Here is a 21,926-nt window from a genome sequence, read left to right as displayed (position 1 = left end):
GCGGGGTCAGGCGCCCGCGGCTTCCAGCACGGAGGGCGAGGCGGACGCGCCGCCGGGGGCGGGGACGATCGACTGGTGCTCCGGGTCCCAGCTCACCGTGACCTCCTCGCCCGGCACGGCCGGGAGCGACCGCCCGGCCACCCGCATGGCCGAGCCGGTCGTGCCGTCCCCGAACCGCAGCCCGACCTGGTGGTGGTTGCCGACGTAGACGATCTCGGTGACGGTGGCGCTCGCCTGGTTGTGCCCGGACGGGACGTCGCCCGCGCCGGGGTGCAGCTCCAGCCGCTCGGGCCGGACGATCGCGACGCCGCCCGTCCCGTCGAGCCCGGCGTCCAGGCGCGGCGCCCGCGCCGCGAACCCCTCGCAGCGCAGCAGGCCCGCGGTCGCGTCGACGGTGCCGCGGAAGCAGGTGGACTCGCCGAGGAACTGCGCGACGAACAGCGTCCCGGGACGCTCGTACAGCTCGGAGGGCGTCCCGACCTGCTCGACCTTGCCGTCGTTGAACACCGCGATGCGGTCGGACAGGGTGAGCGCCTCGTGCTGGTCGTGGGTGACGAAGATGAACGTCATGCCCAGTTCCCGGTGCATGCGGGCGATCTCGCGCTGGAGCTGGTCGCGCAGCCGCCGGTCGAGCGCGCCGAGCGGCTCGTCCATCAGCAGGGCGCGCGGCTGGTACACCACCGCGCGGGCCAGCGCGACGCGCTGCTGCTGCCCGCCGGACAGCATGCTCGGCAGCCGGTCCGCGTAGTCCTCCAGGTGGACGAGCTTCAGCGTCTCGGCGACCTTCGCCGCGATCTGCGCCTTCGGCATCCGCCGCTGCTGGAGCGGGAACGCGACGTTCTTCGCGACGCTCATGTGCGGGAACAGCGCGTACTGCTGGAACACGACGCCGAGGTTCCGCCTGTGCGGCTTCTGCCGGGAGACGTCCCGGCCGTCGATCTCGATCGTCCCGCCGGACACCGAGACGAACCCGGCGAGCATCGACAGCATCGTCGTCTTGCCCGAGCCGGACGGGCCGAGGAAGGTGATGAACTCGCCGTCCGCGATGTCGAGGGACACGTCGTCCACGGCGGGACGGGACGTCCCGTGGTAGACCTTCGAGACGCCCGCGATCCGGATCCCGGGGCCGGTGCTGGTGCTGGTGTCGGAATGGCTCATGGTGTGCTCCGCTTGCGGCGAACGAACTGCGGGACCAGCAGGACGAGGGTCGTGGCCGTCACCATCAGGCTGGACGCGGCCGCGATGGTCGGGTCGATCTCCAGCGTGATGGAGTTGTACATCTGCACCGGCAGCGTCTGGATGTCGGGCGTCTGCAGGAACAGCGCGACGACGACCTCGTCCAGCGACATGACGAACGCGAACACGAACCCCGACAGCACGCCGGGCGCGATCAGCGGCACGGTGATCCGGAAGAACGTCGTCACCTGGGTGGCGCCGAGCGACGCGGCGGCCGTGTCGAGCGTGCGGTCGTAGCCGGCCAGGCTGGTCGTCATGACCGTCACCACGAACGGCAGCGCCATCACGGTGTGCGCGGTCACGAACCCGATCGCCGTGCCGTTGAGCTGCCAGCGCAGGAACACGCCGTAGATCGCGACCGCGACCACGATGCCCGGGACGATCAGCGGCGCCATCATCAGCGAGCGGATCGCGCCCCGGCCGCGGAAGCCCGCCCGGTTCAGCCCGAACGCCGCCGCGACGCCGAGCACGGTCGCCGTCACCGCCACGAGCAGCCCGATCTGCACCGAGGTCAGCAGCGACCGCATCCACTTCTCGGAGCTGAAGAACGCCTGGTACCAGCGCAGCGACCAGTCCTCGGGCGGGAACTGGAAGGTGTCGCCCGCGGAGAAGCTCATCGGGATCACGACGGCGGTCGGCGCGATCAGCACGAGCCCGGTCAGCGCGACCACCGACCGCAGGCCCCAGCCGACGCCGCCGTCCCGTCCGGCCCGCAACCCGGGCCTGCCCGCGGCCGCCGCCGTGGACGCCTGTTCAGTCATTCGTCACCGCCTTCTCCGTCGTGGACGAGAGGTTCGCGAACCGCGACACGACGAACAGCGCCAGCAGCGTCACCGCCAGCAGCACCGTGCCGAGCGCGCCCGCGCCGCCGAAGTCGAGCAGCTTGCTGACCTGCGTCGCGATCAACTGGGCGACCAGGGACTCCTGCGGCGAGCCGAGCAGCGCCGGGGTGACGTAGAACCCGAGCGTCAGGATGAACACGAGCGTGAACCCCGACAGCACCCCCGGCAGCGACAGCGGCAGGTACACCCGGGCGAACGCCCGCCAGCGCGGCGCGCCGAGGCTGGTCGCCGCGTCCAGCAGCCGCTTGTCGATGCCCTCCATCCCGCTGTACAGCGGGAGGACCATGAACGGCAGCATGACCTGGACCATCGCGACCGCCACGCCGGGCACCGAGCCGAGCAGGACGACGCCGTGGATCCCGACCGCGGAGAACGCGTCGTCGATCAGGCCGCCGCGCTGCTCCAGCATGTACCAGGCGAAGTTGCGGGCCATCATCGACGTCCAGAACGGCAGCAGGACCACGACCGTCATCAGGTTGCGGCCGCGCGGCCCGACCCGCGTCATCGTGTACGCGTACGGGTAGGCGATGACGAGGGTGCAGGCGGACACGATCAGCCCGGTGACGAGCGTCCGCACCAGGACCGTGGTGGACACGCCGTCGTGCAGCAGGGCCGTGTAGTTGCCCAGCCCCGCGGACGGGTCCGTGAAGCTCCGCCAGATGACGAAGGCGAGCGGGTAGCAGAAGAACACCAGCAGCAGGGCGGTGGCGGGCAGGATGAACCAGCCCGCCATCCGCCTGCGCGGCCGGGCGGGGGCCGGGCCGGCGCCGCCGGTGGCGGCGACCGGCGGCGCCGATGCGGTCGGGGCGCTCATCGCGTCACCCGTTGAGCCACGCCGTGTAGCGCTTGGTGACCATGTCGAAGTTCTGGCCCCACCAGGCCGCGTCCGTCCGGACGATGCTGTCCTTGTGCTCCGGCGCGTACGCGTTCAGCCGCTGCTGGTACTGGTCGAAGTTCGGCTTGATGCTCTCCTTGATCGGCAGCACCGACGCCAGCTCCGACATCCTGGCGGACGGCTTCTCCCCGGAGGCGGAGGCGATGAACTTCATCGCCTGCTCCTTGTTCTTCGAGCCCTTGGGGATCACGAGATCGTCCCAGTTCACGATCGTCTTGTCCCAGACCGGCTCGAACGGGGCGCCCGCCTTGAGCGCCTGGTAGGCGCGGGCGTTCAGCATCAGCCCCATGTCGATCTGCTTGTCGACCATCATCTGCTGCATCTGCCCGTAGGTCTGCGCGAACGTCGTCACGCCCTTGATCTGGTCGAGCTTCTTGAACGCCCGGTCCAGGTCGAGCGGGTAGAGCTTGTCCTGCGGGACGCCGTCCGCAAGCAGCGCCGCCTCCAGCAGCCCGACGGCGATCTCCGGCGGCACGATCCGCTTGCCCGGGTACTTCTTCACGTCGAAGAAGTCGGCGATCTTGGTGGGCGGGTTCGCGCCGTACTTCTGCTTGTTGAACATGAAGATGGTGCTGTAGAAGAACGCGGGGACGCCGCACTCGCTCACCGTCCCGGGCGGGAAGATGCTCTTGTCGACGATCGAGAAGTCGAGCTTCTCGACGTACTTGCCGCAGTACTGCTCGGTCGCGGCGGCGCTGGTGTCGACGACGTCCCAGGTCACCTTCCTGGCCTCGACCATCGTCTTCATCTTCGCCTCGTCGACCGGGCCGTCGTTGCGGAACTTGATCCCGGTCTCGGCGGTGAAGGGCTTCTGCCACGCCTCCGCCTGGTAGTCCTGGAACGGGGCCCCGGTCGACACGAACGTCAGGCTGCCGTCGTCGTCGCCCCCGCTCGCGTTGCCGATGCTGCAGGACGCGGCCGCGAGGACCGCGGCCAGGCCGGCGGCCGAGACTCTGACCGCCGGGCCGATACGCCGGGTGTGTCGCACGATCTCCTCCTGGGGGTGGGTAAGGGCTTCGCGCGTCCTGCCCCGTCAGGCCGCTGTGACGTGTTCGGTCAGGACGCGGGCCAGCGTGTCGAGCCGCCCCTCGTCGATCACCAGTGGCGGTGAGAGGACGATCGTGGTGCCGGAGGCCCGCACGATCACCCCGTCCGCGCGGGCGCCGGCCTGCACCCCGGCCGCCGCGGTCGCGGCGTCGGGGCCGGTCAGCTCGACGCCGAGCATCATCCCGACGCCGCGCACCTCAAGGACGCGGTCCAGCCGCTCCAGCGGCTTGAGCGCGGCGAGCAGCCGGGCGCCGAGCGTTTCGGCACGTTCCAGGAGCCCTTCGCGCTCCAGGACGCCGATGTTGGCGAGCGCCACCGCCGACCCGACCGGGTGCCCGTTGTAGGTGAACCCGTGCAGGAACGCGGCGCCGTCCGCGAGGTCGAGCACCCGCTCGCCCGCGAGCACCGCGCCCATCGGGATGTAGCCGCTGGTCAGCCCCTTCGCGGTGACGATCAGGTCCGGCTCGATGCCGTACCGCGCGGAGCCGAACCAGTGGCCGATCCGGCCGAACGCGGTGACGACCTCGTCGACGACCAGCAGGATGCCGTGCCGGCGCAGGACGTCCTGGACCCTGGGCCAGTAGTCCTCCGGGGGCGGCACCATGCCGCCGACGCCGAGCACCGGCTCGCCGATGAACGCCGCGATCCGCTCCGGCCCGATCTCGGCGATCCGCTCCTCCAGCTCGCCGACGAGCCGGTCGGTGACGTCCGCGCCGCGCACGGAGTGCGGCTTGGCGAGGAACTCGATCCCCGGCATCAGCGGCCCGTAGCCCTCGCGCAGCCGGTCGATCCCGGTCGCGGCGAGCGAGCCGCCGCCCATCCCGTGGTAGCCGCCCTCGCGGGCGAGGATCACGAACCGCTCCGGGTTCCCGGCGTGGTGGTGGGCGAGCCGGGCGAGCTTGATCGCCGTCTCGTTGCCCTCGGACCCGCCGTTGGTCAGGAAGACCCGGCGCATGTTCGGCGGCGCCAGTTCGAGCAGCCGCTCGGCCAGCCGGATCGCCGGCTCGTTGGAGTAGTCGCCGAAGGACGAGTAGAACTCCAGCCTGCCCATCTGCTCTGCGGCGGCCGCGGCCAGCTCGTCCCGGCCGTGGCCGACCGGGCACTGCCACAGGCCGCAGGTGCCGTCGATGTAGGACTTGCCGTTCACGTCCCAGACCACGGCGCCCTCGCCCCGGTCGAGGACCAGCGGCTCGGCGGGCGCGCCGATGACGCTGTGCGGATGGATGAGCGTCCGCTTGTCCGCCTCGGCGAGCAGCTCGGCCCGCTCCGTCCCCACGTGCTCTTGCGTGGTCATGATCCCGCGCCCCCTCAGAGCCTCATCGCCACGGACTTGGTCTCCAGGTAGGCGTCGATGCCCTCGGTGCCGCCCTCGCGTTCCAGGCCGCTGTTCTTCATCCCGCCGAACGGCAGCTCGGGACGGACGGGGAACGCCTCGTTCACCGCCACCACCCCGAAGCTCAGCTGGTCGACGGCCCGCCACACGCGGGCGAGCGCGGAGCCGTGGACATAGGCGGCCAGCCCGTAGTCGGTGGCGTTGGCGCGGTCCACGGCTTCTTCGTCGTCGTCGAAGGCGTAGACCGGGAGCACCGGGCCGAAGGTCTCCTCGGAGCTGATCAGCATGGCGTCGTCCGCGCCGGTCAGGACGGTCGGCTCGTAGAACGCGCCGGTGAGGGCGGGGTCGCCGGGCGTCCAGCGCCGTCCGCCCGCCGCGACCGTCGCGCCGCGCTTCACCGCGTCGGTGACGTGCCGCTCCACCTTGTCCAGCCCGGTGAAGTCGATCAGCGGGCCGACGGTGGTGCCCTCGGCGGAGCCGTGCCCGAGCTTGAGCGCGGCCACCTTCTCCAGGAGGAGCGCCACGAACTCGTCGTGCACCGACCGCTGGACGAGCAGCCGGTTCACCGCGATGCAGCTCTGCCCCGCGTTGGCGAACTTCGCGGCGGCGACCGCGGCCGCGGCGGCGGGGAGGTCGGCGTCGTCGAACACGATGGCGGGGGAGTGGCCGCCCATTTCGAGGGACGTCCGGCGCAGGTGGTCGCCCGTCGAGCGGACCAGGCTGAGGCCGACGGCCGTGGAGCCGGTGAAGCTGACCTTGCGCAGCCTGGGGTCGGCGAGCAGCGCCCCGGCGACGTCCCCGGGACGGGACGTGGTGAGCGACTGGAGCACCCCGGCGGGCAGCTCGCCCGCCGCGGCGATGATCCGCACCAGCGCGGTGCCGACCAGCGGCGTCTGCTCCGCCGGTTTGACGATCACCGGGCAGCCGGCGGCGAGGGCCAGCCCGACCTTGCGGACCAGCATGCTCGCCGGGAAGTTCCACGGGGTGATCGCGAGCGCCGGGCCGACCGGGACGCGCAGCACCAGCCCGGGTCCGGCGGCGGCGTCCGGCGTCACCCGGCCGTTCGTGCGGCGGGCCTCCTCGGCGGCCCATTCCAGCATGCGGGCGCTGCCCAGGATCTCGCCGCGGGCCTCGCCGAGCGGCTTGCCGTTCTCGCTCGTCATGAGCGCGGCGAGCGGCTCGGCCTGGGCGCGGATCTCGGCCGCGGCGGCGCGCAGCGCGGTGGAGCGGGACTCGGCGGGCGTCCGCCGCCAGGGGCCGGCGGCCCGGTCGGCGGCGGCGAGCGCCGCGAGCGCCTCCTCCGGACCCGCGTCGGCGACCTGGCCGAGGACGCGGAGCGTGGCGGGGTCCGCCACGTCGAAGGTCGCGGATCCCGGTTCCCACACCCCGTCGACGAGCAGGGTTGCGGACGGATCTGCGGGCATATTGCGGCCCTCCCTGTGTCATCCGTTACGCCGACCGTAATCGATGCCGCACAGTTTCCAAGGCCGGTGTTGTATTTGTCAACAGTTGGCGGAACCTGCGTCCTGACGGCCGCGCGCCGCCCTACAGTGGGGGCATGAACGCCCAACCGTCTCCGTCGGCCGATCCCGCCGCCCAGGAGACCGAACTCCTGCCGATCAGGGAGCTGCTGTCGTACCGGCTGCACCGGGTGGCCAACGCCCTGTCCCGCAGCGCCGCCCTCCGCTACCGCCGGGAATTCAACGTCAGCCTGCAGGAGTGGCGGACGATCGCCCTGCTCGGCGCCGACGAGCCGCTCACCGTCAACCGGCTGGCCCGGCTGGCGGGCCTGGACAAGGCGCAGATGAGCCGGGTCGCGAGCAAGCTGGCGGCGGGCGGCCTGGTGGAGCGCGAGCCCGGGCCCGGCCGCACGACCCAGCTCACGCTGACCCGCAGCGGGCGGGCGCTCTACCGGGGGCTCATCGGCGCCGCGAACGAGCGCAACAACGCCTTCCTCGTCTGCCTCACCCCGCTGGAACAGGAGGTGCTCGACTCGGCCCTGCGCAAGCTCGCCACGCTGGCCAAGGCGCTGGAGCGCTCCGAACGCTGACCCGCCGCCGGGCGCGGACGGCCGCCGACCGGGGCGGGTGTTGATGTTGTCAACAGTAGGCTATATTCCTCCCGTGACGACCTCGACGCTCCCCTAGGAGGCTGGACGCGCATGGCCGACCACGCGACGATCTGCGAGTGCTTCGCCCGCGACGGGCTCCAGCACGAGAGCGCCCACGTCCCGACCGACGTCAAGATCGAACTGATCGGGGCCTTCGCCGACGCGGGCTTCACCAGGATCGAAGCGACCGGCTACGGCCATCCCGAGCGGGTCCCGGCGCTCCGCGACGCGACCGCGGTGCTCGCCGGGCTGCCCCGCCCCGCCGGGGTCGCCTACAAGGCCACCTGTCCCAATGTCCGCGCGGTGGAACGTGCCATCGCCGATCTGGACGCCGGGCACGGCGCCCACGAGCTGAGCCTGCTCGTCTCGGCGACCGAGTCCCACACCGAGCGCAACATGCGCACCACCCGCGAGGGGCAGTGGGCCCGGGTGACCGAAATGGTGCGGCTCGCCGCCGGCCGCTTCCGGCTCGTCGGCGTGATCTCGGTGGCGTTCGGCTGCCCGTTCGAGGGCGCCGTCGACCCCGGCGTCGTCGCCGCCGACGCGGCCCGCTTCGCCGACCTCGGCGTCGACCTCGTGACGCTCGGCGACACCACCGGACTCGCGACGCCGACCACCGTCAAGAGCATGTTCCGGCGGATCACGGCGGCGGGCGGGCCCGCGCCGCCGATCGTCGCGCACTTCCACAACACGCGCGGGAGCGGGCTCGCCAACTGCTTCGCCGCGCTGGAGGCCGGGTGCCGCGACTTCGACAGCTCGTTCGGCGGGGTCGGCGGCCATCCGACCAAGATCCAGTACGGGCAGGGGATGACCGGGAACGTCAGCACCGAGGACCTCGTGAACCTGCTGGAGTCCGAGGGCGTCCGCACCGGCCTCGACCTCGACGCGGTCATGGCGGCATCGGAGCGCTGCGAGCGGGCGCTCGGACGCCCGCTGCACAGCATGGTCGCCCGCGCCGGGTTCGGCCTGGTGGGCGGGCCGATCGGCGGACCGGTCGGCGAGAAGGCGGTCGCTCATGGCTGAGTCCGAGGTGCTCCTCGTGGACGACCACGGCCCCGTCCGGGTGCTGCGGATGAACCGTCCGGCCAAGCTCAACGCGCTCGACACCGCGCTCACCCGCGCCCTGCACGACGCGCTGCGCGCGGCCGACGAGGACGAGGCGGTCCGCGCCGTCGTCCTCACCGGCGAGGGACGGGCGTTCAGCGCCGGAGCCGACCTCAAGGAGTTCGCCGACCTCACCCCGGCGAACCAGCGCGCCGTCGTCCGGCGGGCCGAGCTGACGACCCGCACGCAGGCGATGCTGCAGCAGCTCTCCAAGCCCGTCGTGTCCGTGGTGCGCGGCGCGGCGATGGGCGGCGGGGCGGGGCTCGCCATCGGCTGCGACATGATGGTCGCCGCGTCCGACGTGAAGTTCGGCTACCCGGAGCTGCGGCACTCGATCGTCCCGGCGATCGTGATGACCGGGTTGCAGCGGCATTTCGGACGCAAGCTGGCGTTCGAGCTGATCAGCACCGGCCGCGTGCTGTCCGCCGCCGAGCTGGCCGACCTCGGCCTCGCCAACCGGGTGGCCGAGCCGGCGGACGCGCTCGCCGCCGGGCTGGAGATCGCCGCCGCCTGGGCCGAGGTTAACCCGCTCGCCATGGCGGCGGCCAAGAGCCTGTTCCACCGGGTCGCCGACCTGCCGTTCGCGGAGGCCATGCGGACCGGCGGCGACGTCAACGCGATCATGCGCGGGTTCCCCGGGGCGGGCGCATGACGGGGCCGCTGCGGGGTGTGACCGTGCTGGACTTCACCCGCGTCCTCGCCGGTCCGCTCGCCACCCAGATCCTCGCCGAGCTCGGCGCCGACGTCATCAAGATCGAGCGGCCCCGGCGCGGCGACGAGACCCGGACGTTCGAGCCGCGCCTGCCCGGCGGCGAGAGCGCCTACTTCTTCACCGTCAACCGCGGCAAGCGGTCGGTGACGCTCGACCTGAGCTCCCCGCGCGGGCAGGACATCGCCCGCGAGCTGGCCGACCGCGCCGACGTCGTGGTGGAGAACTTCATGCCCGGCACCATGGACAAGTACGGGCTCGGATACGAGGCGCTGGCAGAGCGCAACCCGCGGCTGGTCTACGTGTCCAGCTCCGGTTTCGGCCGGTCCGGGCCGTACTCGGACCGCAAGGGCTACGACACCGTCTTCCAGGCGCTGTCCGGGATCATGTCGCTCACCGGCCACCCGGACACGCCGCCCGCGAAGGTCGGCGTCCCGATCTCCGACATGACGTCCGGGCTGTGGATCACCATCGCGATCCTCACCGGGCTCCTCGGACGCGGCGCGGACGGACGCGGCTCGCACGTGGACCTCGCGATGATGGACGTCCAGACGAGCCTGCTCGCGCTGGCCGCCGCGCGGATCTTCGCGCTGGACGAGGACCCGTCCCGCACCGGCACCGAGCACCCGGGACGGGTCCCGTCCGCCGCGTTCCAGTGCGCGGACGGCGGCTGGCTGCACATCAGCTGCAGCGACCAGCACTGGGGCCCGCTGTGCCGGGTGCTCGACCTGCCCGAGCTGGCCGCCGACCCCGGCCTCGCCGCCAACGCCGGACGGCTCGCGCAGCGCGGCCGGGTGATGGCCGCGCTCGCCGCCGCCATCGGCCGCCGGACCCGGCACCCCCTCGCGGACGAGCTGCGCGCGGTCGACGTCCCCGCCGGGGAGGTGAACTCGGCCCGCGAGGCGCTCGCCGACCCGCACACCACGGCCCGAGGGATGGTGGGCAGCTTCGACCATCCCGTCGAGGGCGAGTTCGGCGCCCTGCGCACGCCGCTGCGCGTGGACGGCCGCGACTATCCCGAGCCGGGCGTCCCGCCGCTGCTCGGCGCCGACACCGAGGACGTGCTCACCGGCCTCCTCGGCCTGGACCGGGCGGACGTGGCCCGGCTGCGCGAAGAAGGGACGGTCTGACATGGGCGCCACCGACGACCCGGTGCTGGTGGAGGAGGCGGACGGCGTCGCGCACGTCGTGCTGAACCGGCCGGGGTCCCGCAACGCGCTGAACCTCGCCATGTGCCACCGGCTGAGCGAGGTGTTCGCGCGGCTGGACGCCGACGACGGCGTCGGGGCCGTCCTGCTGCGGGCGGCCGGGCCGGCGTTCTGCGCGGGCGCCGACCTCAAGGAGCGGCAGGGCCGCGACGAGGGCTGGGTGCGCGCCCGGCGGCTCGCGTCCTTTGCCGCCTACGAGGCGATCGAGCGGTGCGCGAAGCCCGTGGTGGCGCTGGCGCACGGCCCGGTCGTCGGCTCCGGCGGGGAGATCGCCATGTCCTGCGACTTCATCGTCGCCGCCGACGACGCGACGTTCCGGTTCCCCGAGGCGCACTGGGGGACGGTCGGCGCGACGCAGCGGCTCCAGCGCGTCGTCGGCAAGCGCCGCGCGAAGGAGCTTCTGTTCACGTCCCGGACGATGCCCGCTGCCGAGGCCGTCGCCATCGGCCTCGTGGCGCGGACGGTCCCCGCCGCCGAGCTGCTGGCGACCGGCGCGGAACTCGCCGCGAAGATCGCGGGTGCGCCGCGCCTCGCGATGGCGCTGACCAAGCAGGCCGTCGACCTCGGCTCGGAGACCGACCTCGCGAAGGGCATCCGGATCGAGATGGCGGCGATCGAGCGCTGCCTCGCGGATGGCGGCTGGCGCGGCGGCGTCGAGAACTTCGCCACGGCCATGCGGCGCAAGGAGAGCTGAGCCATGGAACCGCGGACCGCGCAGACCCGAGCCGAAGCACCGGCCCCGGCCGACGAGCTGGCCGGGGTGTGCCCGCTGACCGTCCACGAGGCGCTGCGCCGCGCGGCGGCCGTCGCGGGCGATGTCGAGGCCGTCGTCACCCCGCGCGGCCGGATCACCTACGCCGCGCTGGCCGACGAGGTCGCGGCCGTCCGGGCGGGGTTGACCGCGGCCGGTGTCCGGCGCGGCGACCACGTGGCCGTCTGCCTCGGCAACGGGCCGGAATGGGTCACGCTCTTCCTCGCCATCGGCTCCCTGGGCGCGGTGACCGTGCCCGTCAACACCCGGTGGCGGGCGCCGGAGATCGCGTACGCGCTGCGGCAGTCGCGGTCCTCGATCCTATTCGTCGCCGACCGGTTCCTGAACATCGACTTCATCGCCGTGCTGCGGGAGATCTGCCCCGCCGCCGACTCCGCGCTGCCCGACCCCGCGCTGCCCGACCTGCGGTCGGTGGTCGTGCTCGGCTCGGACGTCCCCGCCGCCGCCCGCTCCTGGGACGACTTCCGCGCGGCCCCGGCGCCGCCGGTGGAGCCGTGCGGCGCGCCGGACGACGTCCTGCTGATCCAGTACACGTCCGGCACCACGTCCCACCCGAAGGGCGTGCTGCTGACCCAGCGCAGCATGTGCGCCGACGCCTTCTTCTCGGGCGCGCGGCTCGGGCTGCGGCCCGGCGACCGGTTCCACAGCGCGCGGCCGTTCTTCCACGCGGCGGGCAGCACGCTGACCGTCCTCGCCTGCCTCCAGCACGCCGCGACCGTGGTGACGATGGACAGGTTCGAGCCCGGCGAGGCGCTCCGCCTCATCGAGGACGAGCGCTGCACCCACTTCTCCGGCAACGACACCATCGCCCTGATGCTGCTGAACCATCCCGACCTGCCCCGGCGGCGGCTGCGGCTGCGCGGGGCGTGGGCGGCCGCGTCGCCCGCCGTCGTCCGGCGCATCGCGACCGAGCTCGGCGCGGCCGAGTGCGTCGTCGGCTACGGGCTGTCCGAGGCGTCCCCGAACGTGGCGCAGTCGGCCTGGTGGGAGCCCGAGGACGTGCGGCTCTCCGGCCGGATGCTGCCCGAGCCCGGCGTCGAGGTCCGCGTGCACGACCCGGCCGCCGGACGGGACGTCCCGCCCGGCGGGGTCGGCGAGATCCTCGTGCGCGGCTGGAACGTCATGCGCGGCTACTTCGAGATGCCCGCCGAGACCGCGGAGGCGCTGTCGCCGGACGGCTGGCTGCGCACCGGCGACCTCGGCCGCCTCGGCCCCGACGGCCGCCTGGAGTTCGTCGGCCGGGCCAAGGAGGTCATCCGCGTCGGCGGGGAGAACGTCTCGCCGACCGAGATCGAGGACGTCCTGCACCACCATCCCGGCATCCGGCAGGCGGCGGTGGTCGGCGTGCCGGACGACCGGCTGATGGAGGTCCCGTTCGCGTTCGTCGTCCCCGCCGACGGGCACCGGGTCGGGCCGGACGACGTCACCGCCTGGGCCCGCGAGCGCCTCGCCGGGTTCAAGGTGCCGCGCCACGTCCACGTGGTCGCGAGCTTCGAGGAGTTCGGCATGACGGCCAGCTCGAAGGTCCCGAAACGCCACCTCGCCGACCACGCCCGACGCCTACTGGATCCCGCGGAGGCGGGATGACCGGAGCGAAGCGAGGATCATCCCGCCTCCGGGCCGGGGGCCTGGGGGTCGTCCCCCAGAAAGGCAGAGCAGGATGAGCGTGATCGAGACGGGTGTCACGCGGCTGCTCGGCTGTGATCTGCCGATCGTCCAGGCGGGGATGTCGTGGGCGTCGTCGGACTCGCGGCTGCCGCTCGCGGTGTCGAACGCGGGGGGTCTCGGCGTGGTCGCCGCCGGGCCGATGCGGCTGCCCGACCTCGACCGGACGATCGGCGAGGTCGCGGCGGGCACCGGCCGTCCGTACGCGGTGAACCTGCCGCTCTACCGCACGGCCGCGGACGAGGTCATCGAGCTGCTCGCGGCCCGGCGGATCCCGGTGCTGATCGCGTCGCAGGGCGGCCCGCGCCGCTACCTGCGCCGCTTCAAGGACGTCGGGACGATCTGCCTGCACGTCGTGGCGTCCGAGGAGCACGCGGCCAAGGCGGTGGACGCCGGGGTCGACGGCCTCGTCGTCGTCGGCGCGGAGGCGGGCGGCCACCCGCCCGCCGGGCTGGTCTCCACGCTGGTCACGGTGCGCGCGGTGACGCGGCGGTTCCCCGGCGTCCCGGTGATCGCCTCGGGCGGGTTCGCGGACGGCGCGGGCCTCGCCGCCGCGCTGGCCCTCGGCTGCGGCGCGGCGCAGTTCGGCACGCGCTTCCTCGCCAGCGACGAGGCCAACGTGCACCCCTCCTACAAGGAGGCGGTGCTGGCGTCCGGGATCGGCGACACCCGGACGGTGGGCCGCGGCCTCGGCCTGATCCGCGTCCGGGCGAACGACTTCGCCGAGCGGATGCTGGAACTGGAGAGCGGCGGCGCCGACCTGGAGCGGCGCCGCGCCGAGTTCACCGCCGCCAGCCTGCGGACGGCCGCCGTCGACGGCGACGTCGCCGGCGGCAAGGTCGAGATGGGGCAGTCGGCGGGCCTCATCGACGCGGTCCTGCCCGCCGCGCGGATCGTCGAGCGGCTGGTGGAGGAGTACGCCGCCGCGATCGGACGGCTGCCGGAGGTGAGGTCGGCGGCGGCGCCGACCCCGTCCAGGTAGGACGCACGGAGCTTCGGGGGAGAGCGACCGGGTGCCGCGCGCTAGGGCGCGGACATCTGAGGTCGAGACTGAGGAGGTCTTGTATGACGACCAACGAAAGAGCCCTGCGAAAATGGGCGGAGCCGGCGGTCGGCCGTCGCGGCCTGCTCGGCGGGGCGGCGATGCTCGCGGCGGGCGGCGCCGCGTTCGCCGCCACCGGGGGGAGCGCGTTCGCCGCGGGCGGCGGCCTGCCCCGGCCGGACTCCCCGCTGCCGATCATCCCGATCCCGCCGCAGGCCCCGGCCACCGAGGGCTACGCCCCGGTGCCCGGCGGGCGTGTCTGGTACTGGGACACCGGAGGCCGCGGCACGCCGATCGTCCTGCTGCACCCCTACAGCGGCAGCGCGGAGAGCTGGCCCTACCAGCAGCCGTACTTCGCCAAGGCCGGGTACCGCGTCATCGGCTACTCGCGGCGCGGGCACTTCAAGTCGGACGCGCCGCCCGCCGACGACCCGGGCACCGGGACCGCCGACCTGCACGCCCTCGTCGAGCACCTCGGCATCCGCAAGTTCCACGCCGTGGGCGTGGCGGCGGGCGGGGGAGTGGCGCTCGACTACGCGCTGTCCCACCCGGAGCGGCTGCTCGGCCTCGTCATCAGCGGCAGCCTCACCGGGGCGTCGGACCAGGACTACAAGGACATGCTCAAGCGGCTCCGGCCGACCGGCTTCTCCGACATGCCCGCCGACTTCATCGAGCTCGGCCCGTCCTACCGCGCGGTCAACGTGGCCGGGACGGCGGCATGGCTCGACATCCACCACCGCGCCCGCAACAGCGACGTCGATCAGGGGAACGAGAACACGTTCAGCTGGGCGGACGTGAAGCGGCGGGTGCGGGTGCCGACCCTGCTGATCTGGGGGGACGCCGACCTCTACAGCCCGCCGAGCGTCCAGCGGATCATGGCGAGCTATTTCCGCGACGTGGAGACGGTGGTGGCGAACGAATGCGGTCACGCGCCCCAGTGGGAGCGCTCGGATGTTTACAACCCAGCCCTCCGCGCGTTCGTGCGCAAGCACTCACGGTAGGCGTTGACGGTGCCGGAGAGCCCGTGCCCCGCCACGGGCTCTCCGGCGAATTTTGCTCAACCTGCTTTTCGCTTCAGGAAATCGAGGATCTGCGGGAACACCTCGGTGTCGGCGCGGGCGCCCATGAACGGGTCCTGGTGGCCGTATCCGGGCAGGACCGCCAGTTCGTGGAGACCGGGCGCGACCGATTCCAGCCGCCGGTGGCACGCGATGTTGGAGCCGCTGAACACGTTGTTGCGGTCCCCGGTGAGGAACAGGATCGGCGTTGTGACGTCGGCGGCCTTCGCGAGGTAGTCGTCCGGCAGGTCCCTGTGGCGTGAGTCGTGGCGGTCGAATTTCACCGCGCGTCCCGCCTGCACCATTTTGTGGACCTGGCGGTAGTAATTGAGGTTGCACACGCCGAACAGGTCGGTCAGCCGGGCATGCGTGACGGGCGACATCTTCTCGTGCGTGAAGATGGGCTTTCCGCAGCCCCACATGAAGGCGAGCATGTGGCAGGCGGGCTCGTCGCACGCGCGATGGAACGGCCTGATCGCCTTGGCGAGCATCCAGCCTCGGGTCAGCACGGGCGCGGTCGAATAGCGCGGGTCGAGCTGGTACGGCCCGAGAAGGTACTCCACGATCGGCGGCGCGTAGCCGAGCTTCATCTTCGACCAGCGCGGCGTCCGCGCGACCAGCGAGACGCTGTTGCAGGTCAGGCTGGTGATGCCGGTGACCGTCCCGGCGGACAGGGCCATGGAGAACGACGCCGCGCCCAGGCAGTGCGCGATGACGTGGACGCGCCTGTCGCCGATGTGGCGGCGCAGTTCGGCGAGCGCCGCCGGGTGGTCGTAGTGGGCGATGTCGTCGAGGTTGTAGCGGTGTGTCTCGGAGTTGTACGGAAATCTGGCGCTCATCCGGAAGTCGAGCGTCCACACGTCGCCGAACCCGGAGTCGTGCAGGAAATTCACCAGGTTGGTGTGCTCCGGCATGATGAACATGTCCGATGAGCACGAGATCCCGTGTATCAGCAGGACCACGTCGTCGCATTCGCGGCGGCGGAACCGGGTGAGGCTCAGGCCCAGCCCGTCGTCCGTCGAAAAGGGATGCGCGCTGATCTCGGCGTCGGTGACCCCCGACAGCGTGAACCGGGAAATCCGCCGACGATCCAAGCGGTCAGAACTCATCGGCCCTCCGCGTCCTCTCTGAGCGGGACGGTCACGTGAAAACGGTGCCGATCTGGCTGAACTGCCAGCCGTCGGACTCGGTGCGGACGAGGCGGACCCAGACCGTCCAGCCCACGCCGATCTGCTCCGCGACATCCGCGGCGACCAAGAGCGTCATGTCCTGCGGAGGGTCGTCGTCATAGCCTTCGGTGAACCGGAGAGCGCCGTTTCCGGTCGTGGCGATGGACATGTTGCCCATCCATTCTTCGAGGACCTCCTCGGGGTCGAGATTGCGGAAGGCGAAGGGACTGTCCACGATGAGGTCGCTGAGTATCCGCTTGGCGCGTGTTCCGGCGGGAAGGTCGCGGGCGGCCTTCCGTCCCGCGCCGGCCATTTCCTCGGCGGCGCCGGCGGGCAGGTGTCCCCGCTCGCGCAGCCATCCGGCGAGGTGCTCGACCATCTCGCCGATCGCCGCCATTTCCCCGTCTTCTTCGTCATCGCCGGAGGAGATGTTGCGCGGCATCCAGACGCGGAGGAATTCCCACATGTGGTCGGGCAGTTCGGTCGCCGGGGACTTGGAACCGTCCTCCAGATGCCAGCCCACGGAGCCGCGCAGGCTTTGGACGGCGTCTTCCATATCCTCGTAGCGTTCGTCGGTCATCGCGGGGTCGTGCCTGAGGCAGTCGAGAAAGCCGGTGAGGGCTGTGTCGATGGAGATCTCTTCACCAGGGTCGGATTCGCTTCCGCAGGACGGGCATTCCTCGGCGGTGATCCGCGTGAAGGCGGGTTCCATCGGGCCGGGAGTGACGATCTCGCTGAAGCCGAATGCGTGGTGCGCGGCGACGACGCTCCACGCGAGACGAGGGTCGTCGGTGTCGGTCACGAGGGGTTCGAAGCCGTCGAAATCGACGTACTTCCAGTCTCCGTCCTCGTCGTCGACCAATGGGCCGGTCAGGTCGTAGACGTCGCCGGAGTCGGGATCGGTCCAGGTGCCGGGCAGCTCGGCGGCGTAGCGGGTGGGGGAGCCCTCGCCCATCGCGCGGTGCGCGTCCAGGTCCCAGACGCGGGCGAAACCGTGGCCGTCGGCGGCGATGACGCGGGGACGGCCCCCGAGCAGGGAGTAGGCGACCGATCCGATGCCGAGGGTCCGGCCGTCCCTGAGAGGCATGCCGATCTGCTCGCCGGTGCGCGCGTCCCAGATCCGCACGGTGAAGTCGTGGCTGCCGCTGATGACGATCGGGACGCCGTCCGGCGCGGCGAGGGCCACCGTCCGGATCCAGCCGTCGTGGCCGGTCATGGTGGGGCCGATCTGCTCGCAGGTGGGCAGGTCCCACAGCCGCACGGTCTTGTCGTCGCTGCCGCTGACGGCGACGGGCCGCCCGTCGACCATGCCCACGGCCACGGCCCGGACCGGCTTCGTGTGCCCGGTCAGGGCCCGGCCGCGCTGCATGCCGGACGCCAGGTCCCAGACCCGGACGGTGTTGTCCTCGCTGCCGCTGACGGCGATGGTCCGCCGGGCGAGCACGTCGACGGCCACCGCCCGCACCGCCGACTCGTGGCCGATCAGCGGCCCGCCCATCTGGGCGCCGTCGCCGAGGTCCCAGACGCGGACGGTCGTGTCGTGGGCGCCGGTGACCGTGATCGAGCGTCCGTCGAGCACGCCGCAGGCCGCCGAGTAGACCGACCCTCTGTCGTTGTGCCTGATGGTGCGCGGTTCGGCGGGCCGGTCGGTCTGCCCGTGCCCGGTCAGCTCCCAGATCGTCAGGTCGCCGTTGCCCCGCACGGCGACGGGCCTTCCGTCCAGGTGACCGAAGGCCAGCGACCGGACCGTCATCCGGGACTCGCCCTCCAGCGGCGGGCCGATCTGCCGGTGGGACCCGAGGTCCCAGATCCGCACCAGGCCGTCCGGCCCGTCGCTGATCACGACCGGGCGCCCGTCCACCAGCCCGGTGTCCACGACCTCCAGGAACGCGTCGGGCCCGCCCAGCGCCGGGACGATCTGAGCCCCGAAGGGAAGGGGCACGAAATCGTCGCCATCAGTGTGCGGACGTCCAGGCATCGACCCTCCGATCACGCGGACCAGAAACCAGACTCGGCCAAGATATCGGAGCTTCGCCCCATATATCCCGTGCTCACCTACTGGCCCCCGGCACCCGCGCGGTCTTTCAGGTCACCGAATCCAAATGGACGGCCGTTCCGACGAAGGCGATGCCGTCCATCGTGCCGAGCCGGGCCGGGTCCAGGGGGAAGTAGGCGAAGTCGCTGGAGACGCGCGGGGTGGCTTCGCTGAGCGCTTCGGGCAGACGGCGCGCGTCGACGAGAAAGCGGTCCCAGGGCAGGGCGGACAGGATTCCCTCGACGCTGTCCGGAGGCGGGACGTCGTCGCCGGCCGTCCCGAGGGCCGTGGCCAGGAAGGCGTACCGGTCGCCGAGGTGCGTCGCCGCGATCGCCCCGGCGCTCCACCATTCCAGTTCCTGGTCGCCGAACCGCATGGCGCTCTTGTTCCGTTGCAGGTGGAGGTTGTGGCCGAAGGCCAGGGCGGGACGGCCGCGCGCGGCGACGGCCCGCAGGTTGGCGGCCATCATCGCGTCCCGCAGCGCCGACAGCCGGGACCACCGTTCCGGGGACGTGTCGGCCATCCAATGGTGGTAGCGGAGCAGGCCGACGGCGGTGCGCGCGTACAGCGCGGCGCGTTCCGCGTCCCGTTCGCCGAGCCGCGGCGCCTGGGTGTCGAGCAGGCCCAGCAGGTCGTCGGCGACCAGGCGCAGCCGCCGGGCGTCGGCGGACTGCCCGATCGACCGGGACGGGTCCATGGCCGTGGCCTCGTCCGACCACCGTTCGTCCGGGCCCAGCAGCTCGTCGATGGTCTCCAAGGTGTGGGGGAGCGGGCCGTCGAGGAGGGCGTGGAGAGCGGTGAGCGCCTCGCGCGGGCTCGCCGCCCAGTACTCCAGCGGGCCGTCGAACCCGAAGAACCGGAGTCTCTCGTCGTGCTCCCGGTTGTATTCGCGCATCCAGCGCACGAGTTCGCGGTTGGCGGGCGTCGTGCCGAAACGGTGGCTGAAGCCGCGTTCCATGACGTCGTCGAGCGTGCCCGCACCCGTCGCGAGGTAGTCGTCCACGACCAGGGCCTTGAGGCAGTCGCTCTCGATGGCGAACGACCGGTAGCCCTCGTGCTCGACCAGATACCGGAAGACCTCGTTGCGTAGCTCGCCCAGCTCTCCGACGAAATGCCGGGCCTCGCCCAGGCCGAGCAGCGCGGGCCGGGCGGGAAGCGACCGCAGGAACGCCGAGATGCCCGCGCCGTCGACCGGCCAGGCCATGTCCTTGATGTCCATACATTCGACGGTATCGTTGAACATTCGATGTAAACTTTCGCGCGAAAATGCGAGCCATTCGGCGATGAACCTTCAAACGGACGTGCACCCATGAGGCCGGTCGACCTGGCGCGCGAGCACGGTCTGTCCACCCAGGCGGTCAGGAACTACGAGGACGCCGGGGCGCTGCCCGCCGCCGAACGCTCCGTCCACGGCTACCGCGCCTACACCCCGCTGCACGCGCTGGCCCTGCGCGCGTTCCTGGCCCTCGTCCCCGGGCACGGGCACCGGACGGCCACCGCGATCATGCAGGCGGTCAACCGGGGCGACGTCCAGGACGCGCTGCTGCTCATCGACGAGAGCCACGAGCGGCTCCTGGACGACCGCCGCACCCTCCAGGCGGTCGAGGCCGCGCTCCGCGACCTGGCGCCCGTGCCGCCGGAACGCGGTGACGTCCTCATCGGGCCCCTGGCCAGGCGGCTCGGCCTCCGTCCCGCCACCCTGCGCAAATGGGAGAGCGCCGGGCTGGTCCGGCCGCGCCGCGATCCCCGGACGGGCTACCGGGTCTACGGCGCGGCCGACGTGCGGGACGCGCGGCTCGTCCACCAGCTCAGACGGGGCGGCTACCTGCTGGAGCAGATCGCCCCGCTGATCGAGCAGGTCCGCTCGGCCGGAGGCGTCGCCCCACTGGAGTCCACCCTCCGCGACTGGCGGACCCGACTCTCCACTCGCGCCCGCGCCATGCTCAAGGGCGCCGCCGAGCTGGACGCCTACCTGGACGCCCGCGACAAGCGAGCTACCGAGTAGCGGACGAATCCGGTGTGAGCAGGACGGCGAACGAAACGTGCCTGTTGGAAGTGGAGACGGCGGAGGCGGCGATCTGCCCCGCGTCGTTGATCCCGTAGGCGGCGGTGATCCGCAATCCGCTGTCGGCCGGAATGAGAGTGGTCAGGTCGGTGCGGACACCATTGCTATAAACCCAGCCGCCGCGACCGTCACCGACGATCGTGCCGGACCTGTTGATGGCCTGGGCTGCGCCGAAGGTGCTGCCGCCGAGGTCGGGCCACAGGTCGGTCACCTTGCCACCGCTGAACATCACGGGGTGGCGGGGTGAGAACTCGCCGCCGCCGACCCCGGCGGCGCCGACCGCGATGCCGCTCGCGTTCATGGCGTGCACCTCCGACCATGTGCTGCCGGGCAGCGAGCCCAGGTCCCTCGGCGTCCCGTCGCGCCACACCGTGGCCTCGGCGTTGCTGGTGTCGTTCGACGTCGAGGACAGGCCGAGGACCTGGCCGTCGGCCGTGATCCCGAACGCCTCGGCGGCGTGGCCGCCGGGCAGCGCCGGCAGCACGGACGTCTGCCCGTTCTGGTACAGCCAGGCGGTGCCGGTGTCGAATCCCGTCCCTGCGATCTGACCGGCGTCGTTGATCGCCCGCGCCTGGACGTGCCCGTCGGTGGGCAGGATGCGCAGGTCGGTCGGGACGCCGTTGCGCCAGACCACCGCGGTCTCGCGGATCGGCAGCGTCTCATAGGCGGAGCCGACGACGGTGTCGGAGGAGTTCACCCCGTACGCCGCCGTGGCGTCGGCCAAGGTCGGGTCGTTCGGGACGATGCCGGGCAGGCTGGTCAGCTGCGTAGGACTGGTGGAGAGGTAGGCGCTCTGGTTCTTGCCGGGGAACGAGGCGAGCCCGGCGGTGTGCCCGGCGGCGTTGATGGCGTACGGAACGTTCCCGAACGCACCGTTCGCAGCCTTGATCACGGTCAACTGGTAGTGCGCTGGAGCCCTGGCGGCCGCCTGGGCGGGCACCACGGCCGCCGCCGCGACCGCGACGGGCGCCGCGAGCAGAGCAAGGGCGCGCGCTATCCGTTTCCGCATGCTTCCTCCAAAGTGAGTAGTCACTTGGAGATACGCACCCGGGATACACGCCCGCCAAAGACGGACGGCGTCAGTCGCCGGTGAGAAGAAGTGGTGGGCCTGGTTCTCCCGTACACCAACCGAACAGACATCCTTGTGGATCTTGAATCCTCCATCCGGAACCTCCAGAAGAGCCTGGCTGAGCTGGTCGAGGCGTCGCCCAGCGTCCGTAGCCAACCCAACTCAGAGGCGCGTCTCTCCCGACAGCGAGTTGTTGATCGTCTAACAGAATCGGACATTCGTGCCGTGGTCAACCGATTTCGGGCTGGCACTACGCAACGGGCACTGGCCGAGGAGTATGGCATCAGCTTGAGCAGCATGAAGCGACTACTGAGAAGATATGCCCCGCGATGCGTCGATTAGGGCGAATTATCTCCATTTGCCCCTCTCGCCCGACCTCAGGTGCCATCTGAAGTTAGTGTAGCTCCCACATTTCGTCTCAGTGCCCTACAATAAGAATATGATTGACATCGAACTAGCTATTCGCAACTATCGCTGCTTTGGGGATGAGCCGGCCCGGATCCGCATCGCCGATGGGTTTACGGCCTTTGTAGGAGTAAATAATTCCGGTAAGAGCTCGTTGCTTCG

At 71.8% G+C, this 21,926-nt stretch carries 19 protein-coding genes and 1 pseudogene; 10 read left to right on the top strand and 10 right to left on the bottom strand.

Going from position 1 to position 21,926, the window contains the following annotated elements; translation table 11 throughout:
• Window positions 1-6: 6 nt before the first annotated feature.
• The 6 genes from FXF65_RS42535 to FXF65_RS42510 are packed head-to-tail and all read right to left on the bottom strand — an operon-like array spanning window position 7 to window position 6,777.
• Window positions 7-1,158, bottom strand: a complete 1,152-nt coding sequence (locus FXF65_RS42535) for an ABC transporter ATP-binding protein (protein WP_148356171.1) — start codon at window positions 1,156-1,158, stop codon at window positions 7-9.
• Window positions 1,155-1,997, bottom strand: coding sequence for an ABC transporter permease (locus FXF65_RS42530; RefSeq protein WP_148356170.1), 843 nt, complete (start codon window positions 1,995-1,997; stop codon window positions 1,155-1,157). Before FXF65_RS42530 ends, FXF65_RS42535 begins: the two co-directional genes overlap by 4 nt.
• Window positions 1,990-2,892: an ABC transporter permease gene (locus tag FXF65_RS42525; RefSeq protein WP_148356169.1), complete on the bottom strand. Its 903-nt coding sequence runs from the start codon at window positions 2,890-2,892 to the stop codon at window positions 1,990-1,992. Before FXF65_RS42525 ends, FXF65_RS42530 begins: the two co-directional genes overlap by 8 nt.
• 4 nt (window positions 2,893-2,896) lie before the next feature.
• On the bottom strand, window positions 2,897-3,961 hold the full coding sequence (locus tag FXF65_RS42520; protein WP_187412827.1) for an ABC transporter substrate-binding protein: 1,065 nt from the start codon (window positions 3,959-3,961) through the stop codon (window positions 2,897-2,899).
• Between the two features lie 45 nt (window positions 3,962-4,006).
• On the bottom strand, window positions 4,007-5,314 hold the full coding sequence (locus tag FXF65_RS42515) for an aminotransferase family protein (RefSeq protein ID WP_148356167.1): 1,308 nt from the start codon (window positions 5,312-5,314) through the stop codon (window positions 4,007-4,009).
• Between the two features lie 14 nt (window positions 5,315-5,328).
• Window positions 5,329-6,777: an aldehyde dehydrogenase family protein gene (locus FXF65_RS42510; protein ID WP_148356166.1), complete on the bottom strand. Its 1,449-nt coding sequence runs from the start codon at window positions 6,775-6,777 to the stop codon at window positions 5,329-5,331.
• A 134-nt stretch (window positions 6,778-6,911) separates the two neighbouring features.
• Here FXF65_RS42510 and FXF65_RS42505 point away from each other — a divergent pair, with 134 nt between their 5' ends.
• The 8 genes from FXF65_RS42505 to FXF65_RS42470 all read left to right on the top strand — a co-directional run bounded on the left by FXF65_RS42505 (window position 6,912) and on the right by FXF65_RS42470 (window position 14,964).
• Window positions 6,912-7,403, top strand: coding sequence for a MarR family winged helix-turn-helix transcriptional regulator (locus FXF65_RS42505; protein WP_067888371.1), 492 nt, complete (start codon window positions 6,912-6,914; stop codon window positions 7,401-7,403).
• A gap of 111 nt (window positions 7,404-7,514) precedes the next feature.
• Window positions 7,515-8,486 (top strand): hydroxymethylglutaryl-CoA lyase, encoded by a 972-nt coding sequence (locus FXF65_RS42500; RefSeq protein WP_148356165.1) that lies wholly within the window; start codon window positions 7,515-7,517, stop codon window positions 8,484-8,486.
• Window positions 8,479-9,219: an enoyl-CoA hydratase/isomerase family protein gene (locus tag FXF65_RS42495; protein ID WP_148356164.1), complete on the top strand. Its 741-nt coding sequence runs from the start codon at window positions 8,479-8,481 to the stop codon at window positions 9,217-9,219. Before FXF65_RS42500 ends, FXF65_RS42495 begins: the two co-directional genes overlap by 8 nt.
• Window positions 9,216-10,406: a CaiB/BaiF CoA transferase family protein gene (locus FXF65_RS42490; protein ID WP_148356163.1), complete on the top strand. Its 1,191-nt coding sequence runs from the start codon at window positions 9,216-9,218 to the stop codon at window positions 10,404-10,406. The genes FXF65_RS42495 and FXF65_RS42490 overlap by 4 nt, the downstream gene beginning before the upstream one ends.
• Before the next feature lies 1 nt (window position 10,407).
• Window positions 10,408-11,178: an enoyl-CoA hydratase/isomerase family protein gene (locus tag FXF65_RS42485; protein ID WP_148356162.1), complete on the top strand. Its 771-nt coding sequence runs from the start codon at window positions 10,408-10,410 to the stop codon at window positions 11,176-11,178.
• Between the two features lie 3 nt (window positions 11,179-11,181).
• Window positions 11,182-12,843: an AMP-binding protein gene (locus tag FXF65_RS42480; protein ID WP_148356161.1), complete on the top strand. Its 1,662-nt coding sequence runs from the start codon at window positions 11,182-11,184 to the stop codon at window positions 12,841-12,843.
• A 73-nt stretch (window positions 12,844-12,916) separates the two neighbouring features.
• Window positions 12,917-13,903 carry an NAD(P)H-dependent flavin oxidoreductase gene (locus FXF65_RS42475; protein WP_148356160.1) on the top strand — a complete coding sequence of 329 codons (987 nt, stop codon included), beginning with the start codon at window positions 12,917-12,919 and terminating at the stop codon, window positions 13,901-13,903.
• An 83-nt stretch (window positions 13,904-13,986) separates the two neighbouring features.
• Entirely contained in the window at window positions 13,987-14,964 is a 978-nt protein-coding gene (locus FXF65_RS42470; RefSeq protein WP_148356159.1) for an alpha/beta fold hydrolase, read from the top strand.
• A gap of 56 nt (window positions 14,965-15,020) precedes the next feature.
• Here FXF65_RS42470 and FXF65_RS42465 read toward each other — a convergent pair whose 3' ends face one another.
• The 3 genes from FXF65_RS42465 to FXF65_RS42455 form a co-directional block, all read right to left on the bottom strand.
• Window positions 15,021-16,130 (bottom strand): alpha/beta hydrolase, encoded by a 1,110-nt coding sequence (locus FXF65_RS42465; RefSeq protein WP_148356158.1) that lies wholly within the window; start codon window positions 16,128-16,130, stop codon window positions 15,021-15,023.
• A 31-nt stretch (window positions 16,131-16,161) separates the two neighbouring features.
• Window positions 16,162-18,132 (bottom strand): WD40 repeat domain-containing protein, encoded by a 1,971-nt coding sequence (locus FXF65_RS42460; protein ID WP_148356157.1) that lies wholly within the window; start codon window positions 18,130-18,132, stop codon window positions 16,162-16,164.
• Window positions 18,133-18,274: 142 nt separating this feature from the next.
• The gene (locus FXF65_RS42455) at window positions 18,275-19,444 is read right to left on the bottom strand and encodes an erythromycin esterase family protein (RefSeq protein ID WP_246199499.1); all 1,170 of its coding nucleotides are present in this window, start codon (window positions 19,442-19,444) and stop codon (window positions 18,275-18,277) included.
• A gap of 90 nt (window positions 19,445-19,534) precedes the next feature.
• On the opposite strand from FXF65_RS42455, the gene FXF65_RS42450 reads away from it, so the two are divergent.
• The gene (locus FXF65_RS42450; RefSeq protein WP_148356155.1) at window positions 19,535-20,230 is read left to right on the top strand and encodes a TioE family transcriptional regulator; all 696 of its coding nucleotides are present in this window, start codon (window positions 19,535-19,537) and stop codon (window positions 20,228-20,230) included.
• On the opposite strand, the gene FXF65_RS42445 is transcribed toward FXF65_RS42450, so the two are convergent.
• Complete coding sequence (locus tag FXF65_RS42445) at window positions 20,220-21,299, bottom strand: hypothetical protein (RefSeq protein ID WP_148356154.1); 1,080 nt, start codon at window positions 21,297-21,299, stop codon at window positions 20,220-20,222. The genes FXF65_RS42450 and FXF65_RS42445 overlap by 11 nt on opposite strands.
• A gap of 499 nt (window positions 21,300-21,798) precedes the next feature.
• On the opposite strand from FXF65_RS42445, the pseudogene FXF65_RS46380 reads away from it, so the two are divergent.
• Window positions 21,799-21,924, top strand: a pseudogene (locus FXF65_RS46380) (AAA family ATPase); the annotation flags it as partial.
• Window positions 21,925-21,926: the final 2 nt, after the last annotated feature.

The sequence above is a fragment of the Actinomadura syzygii genome (assembly GCF_008085905.1).
Classification (GTDB): domain Bacteria; phylum Actinomycetota; class Actinomycetes; order Streptosporangiales; family Streptosporangiaceae; genus Spirillospora; species Spirillospora syzygii.
Note: the sequence above shows the minus strand (reverse complement) of the source record. Positions and strands in the feature narration are given on the sequence as shown.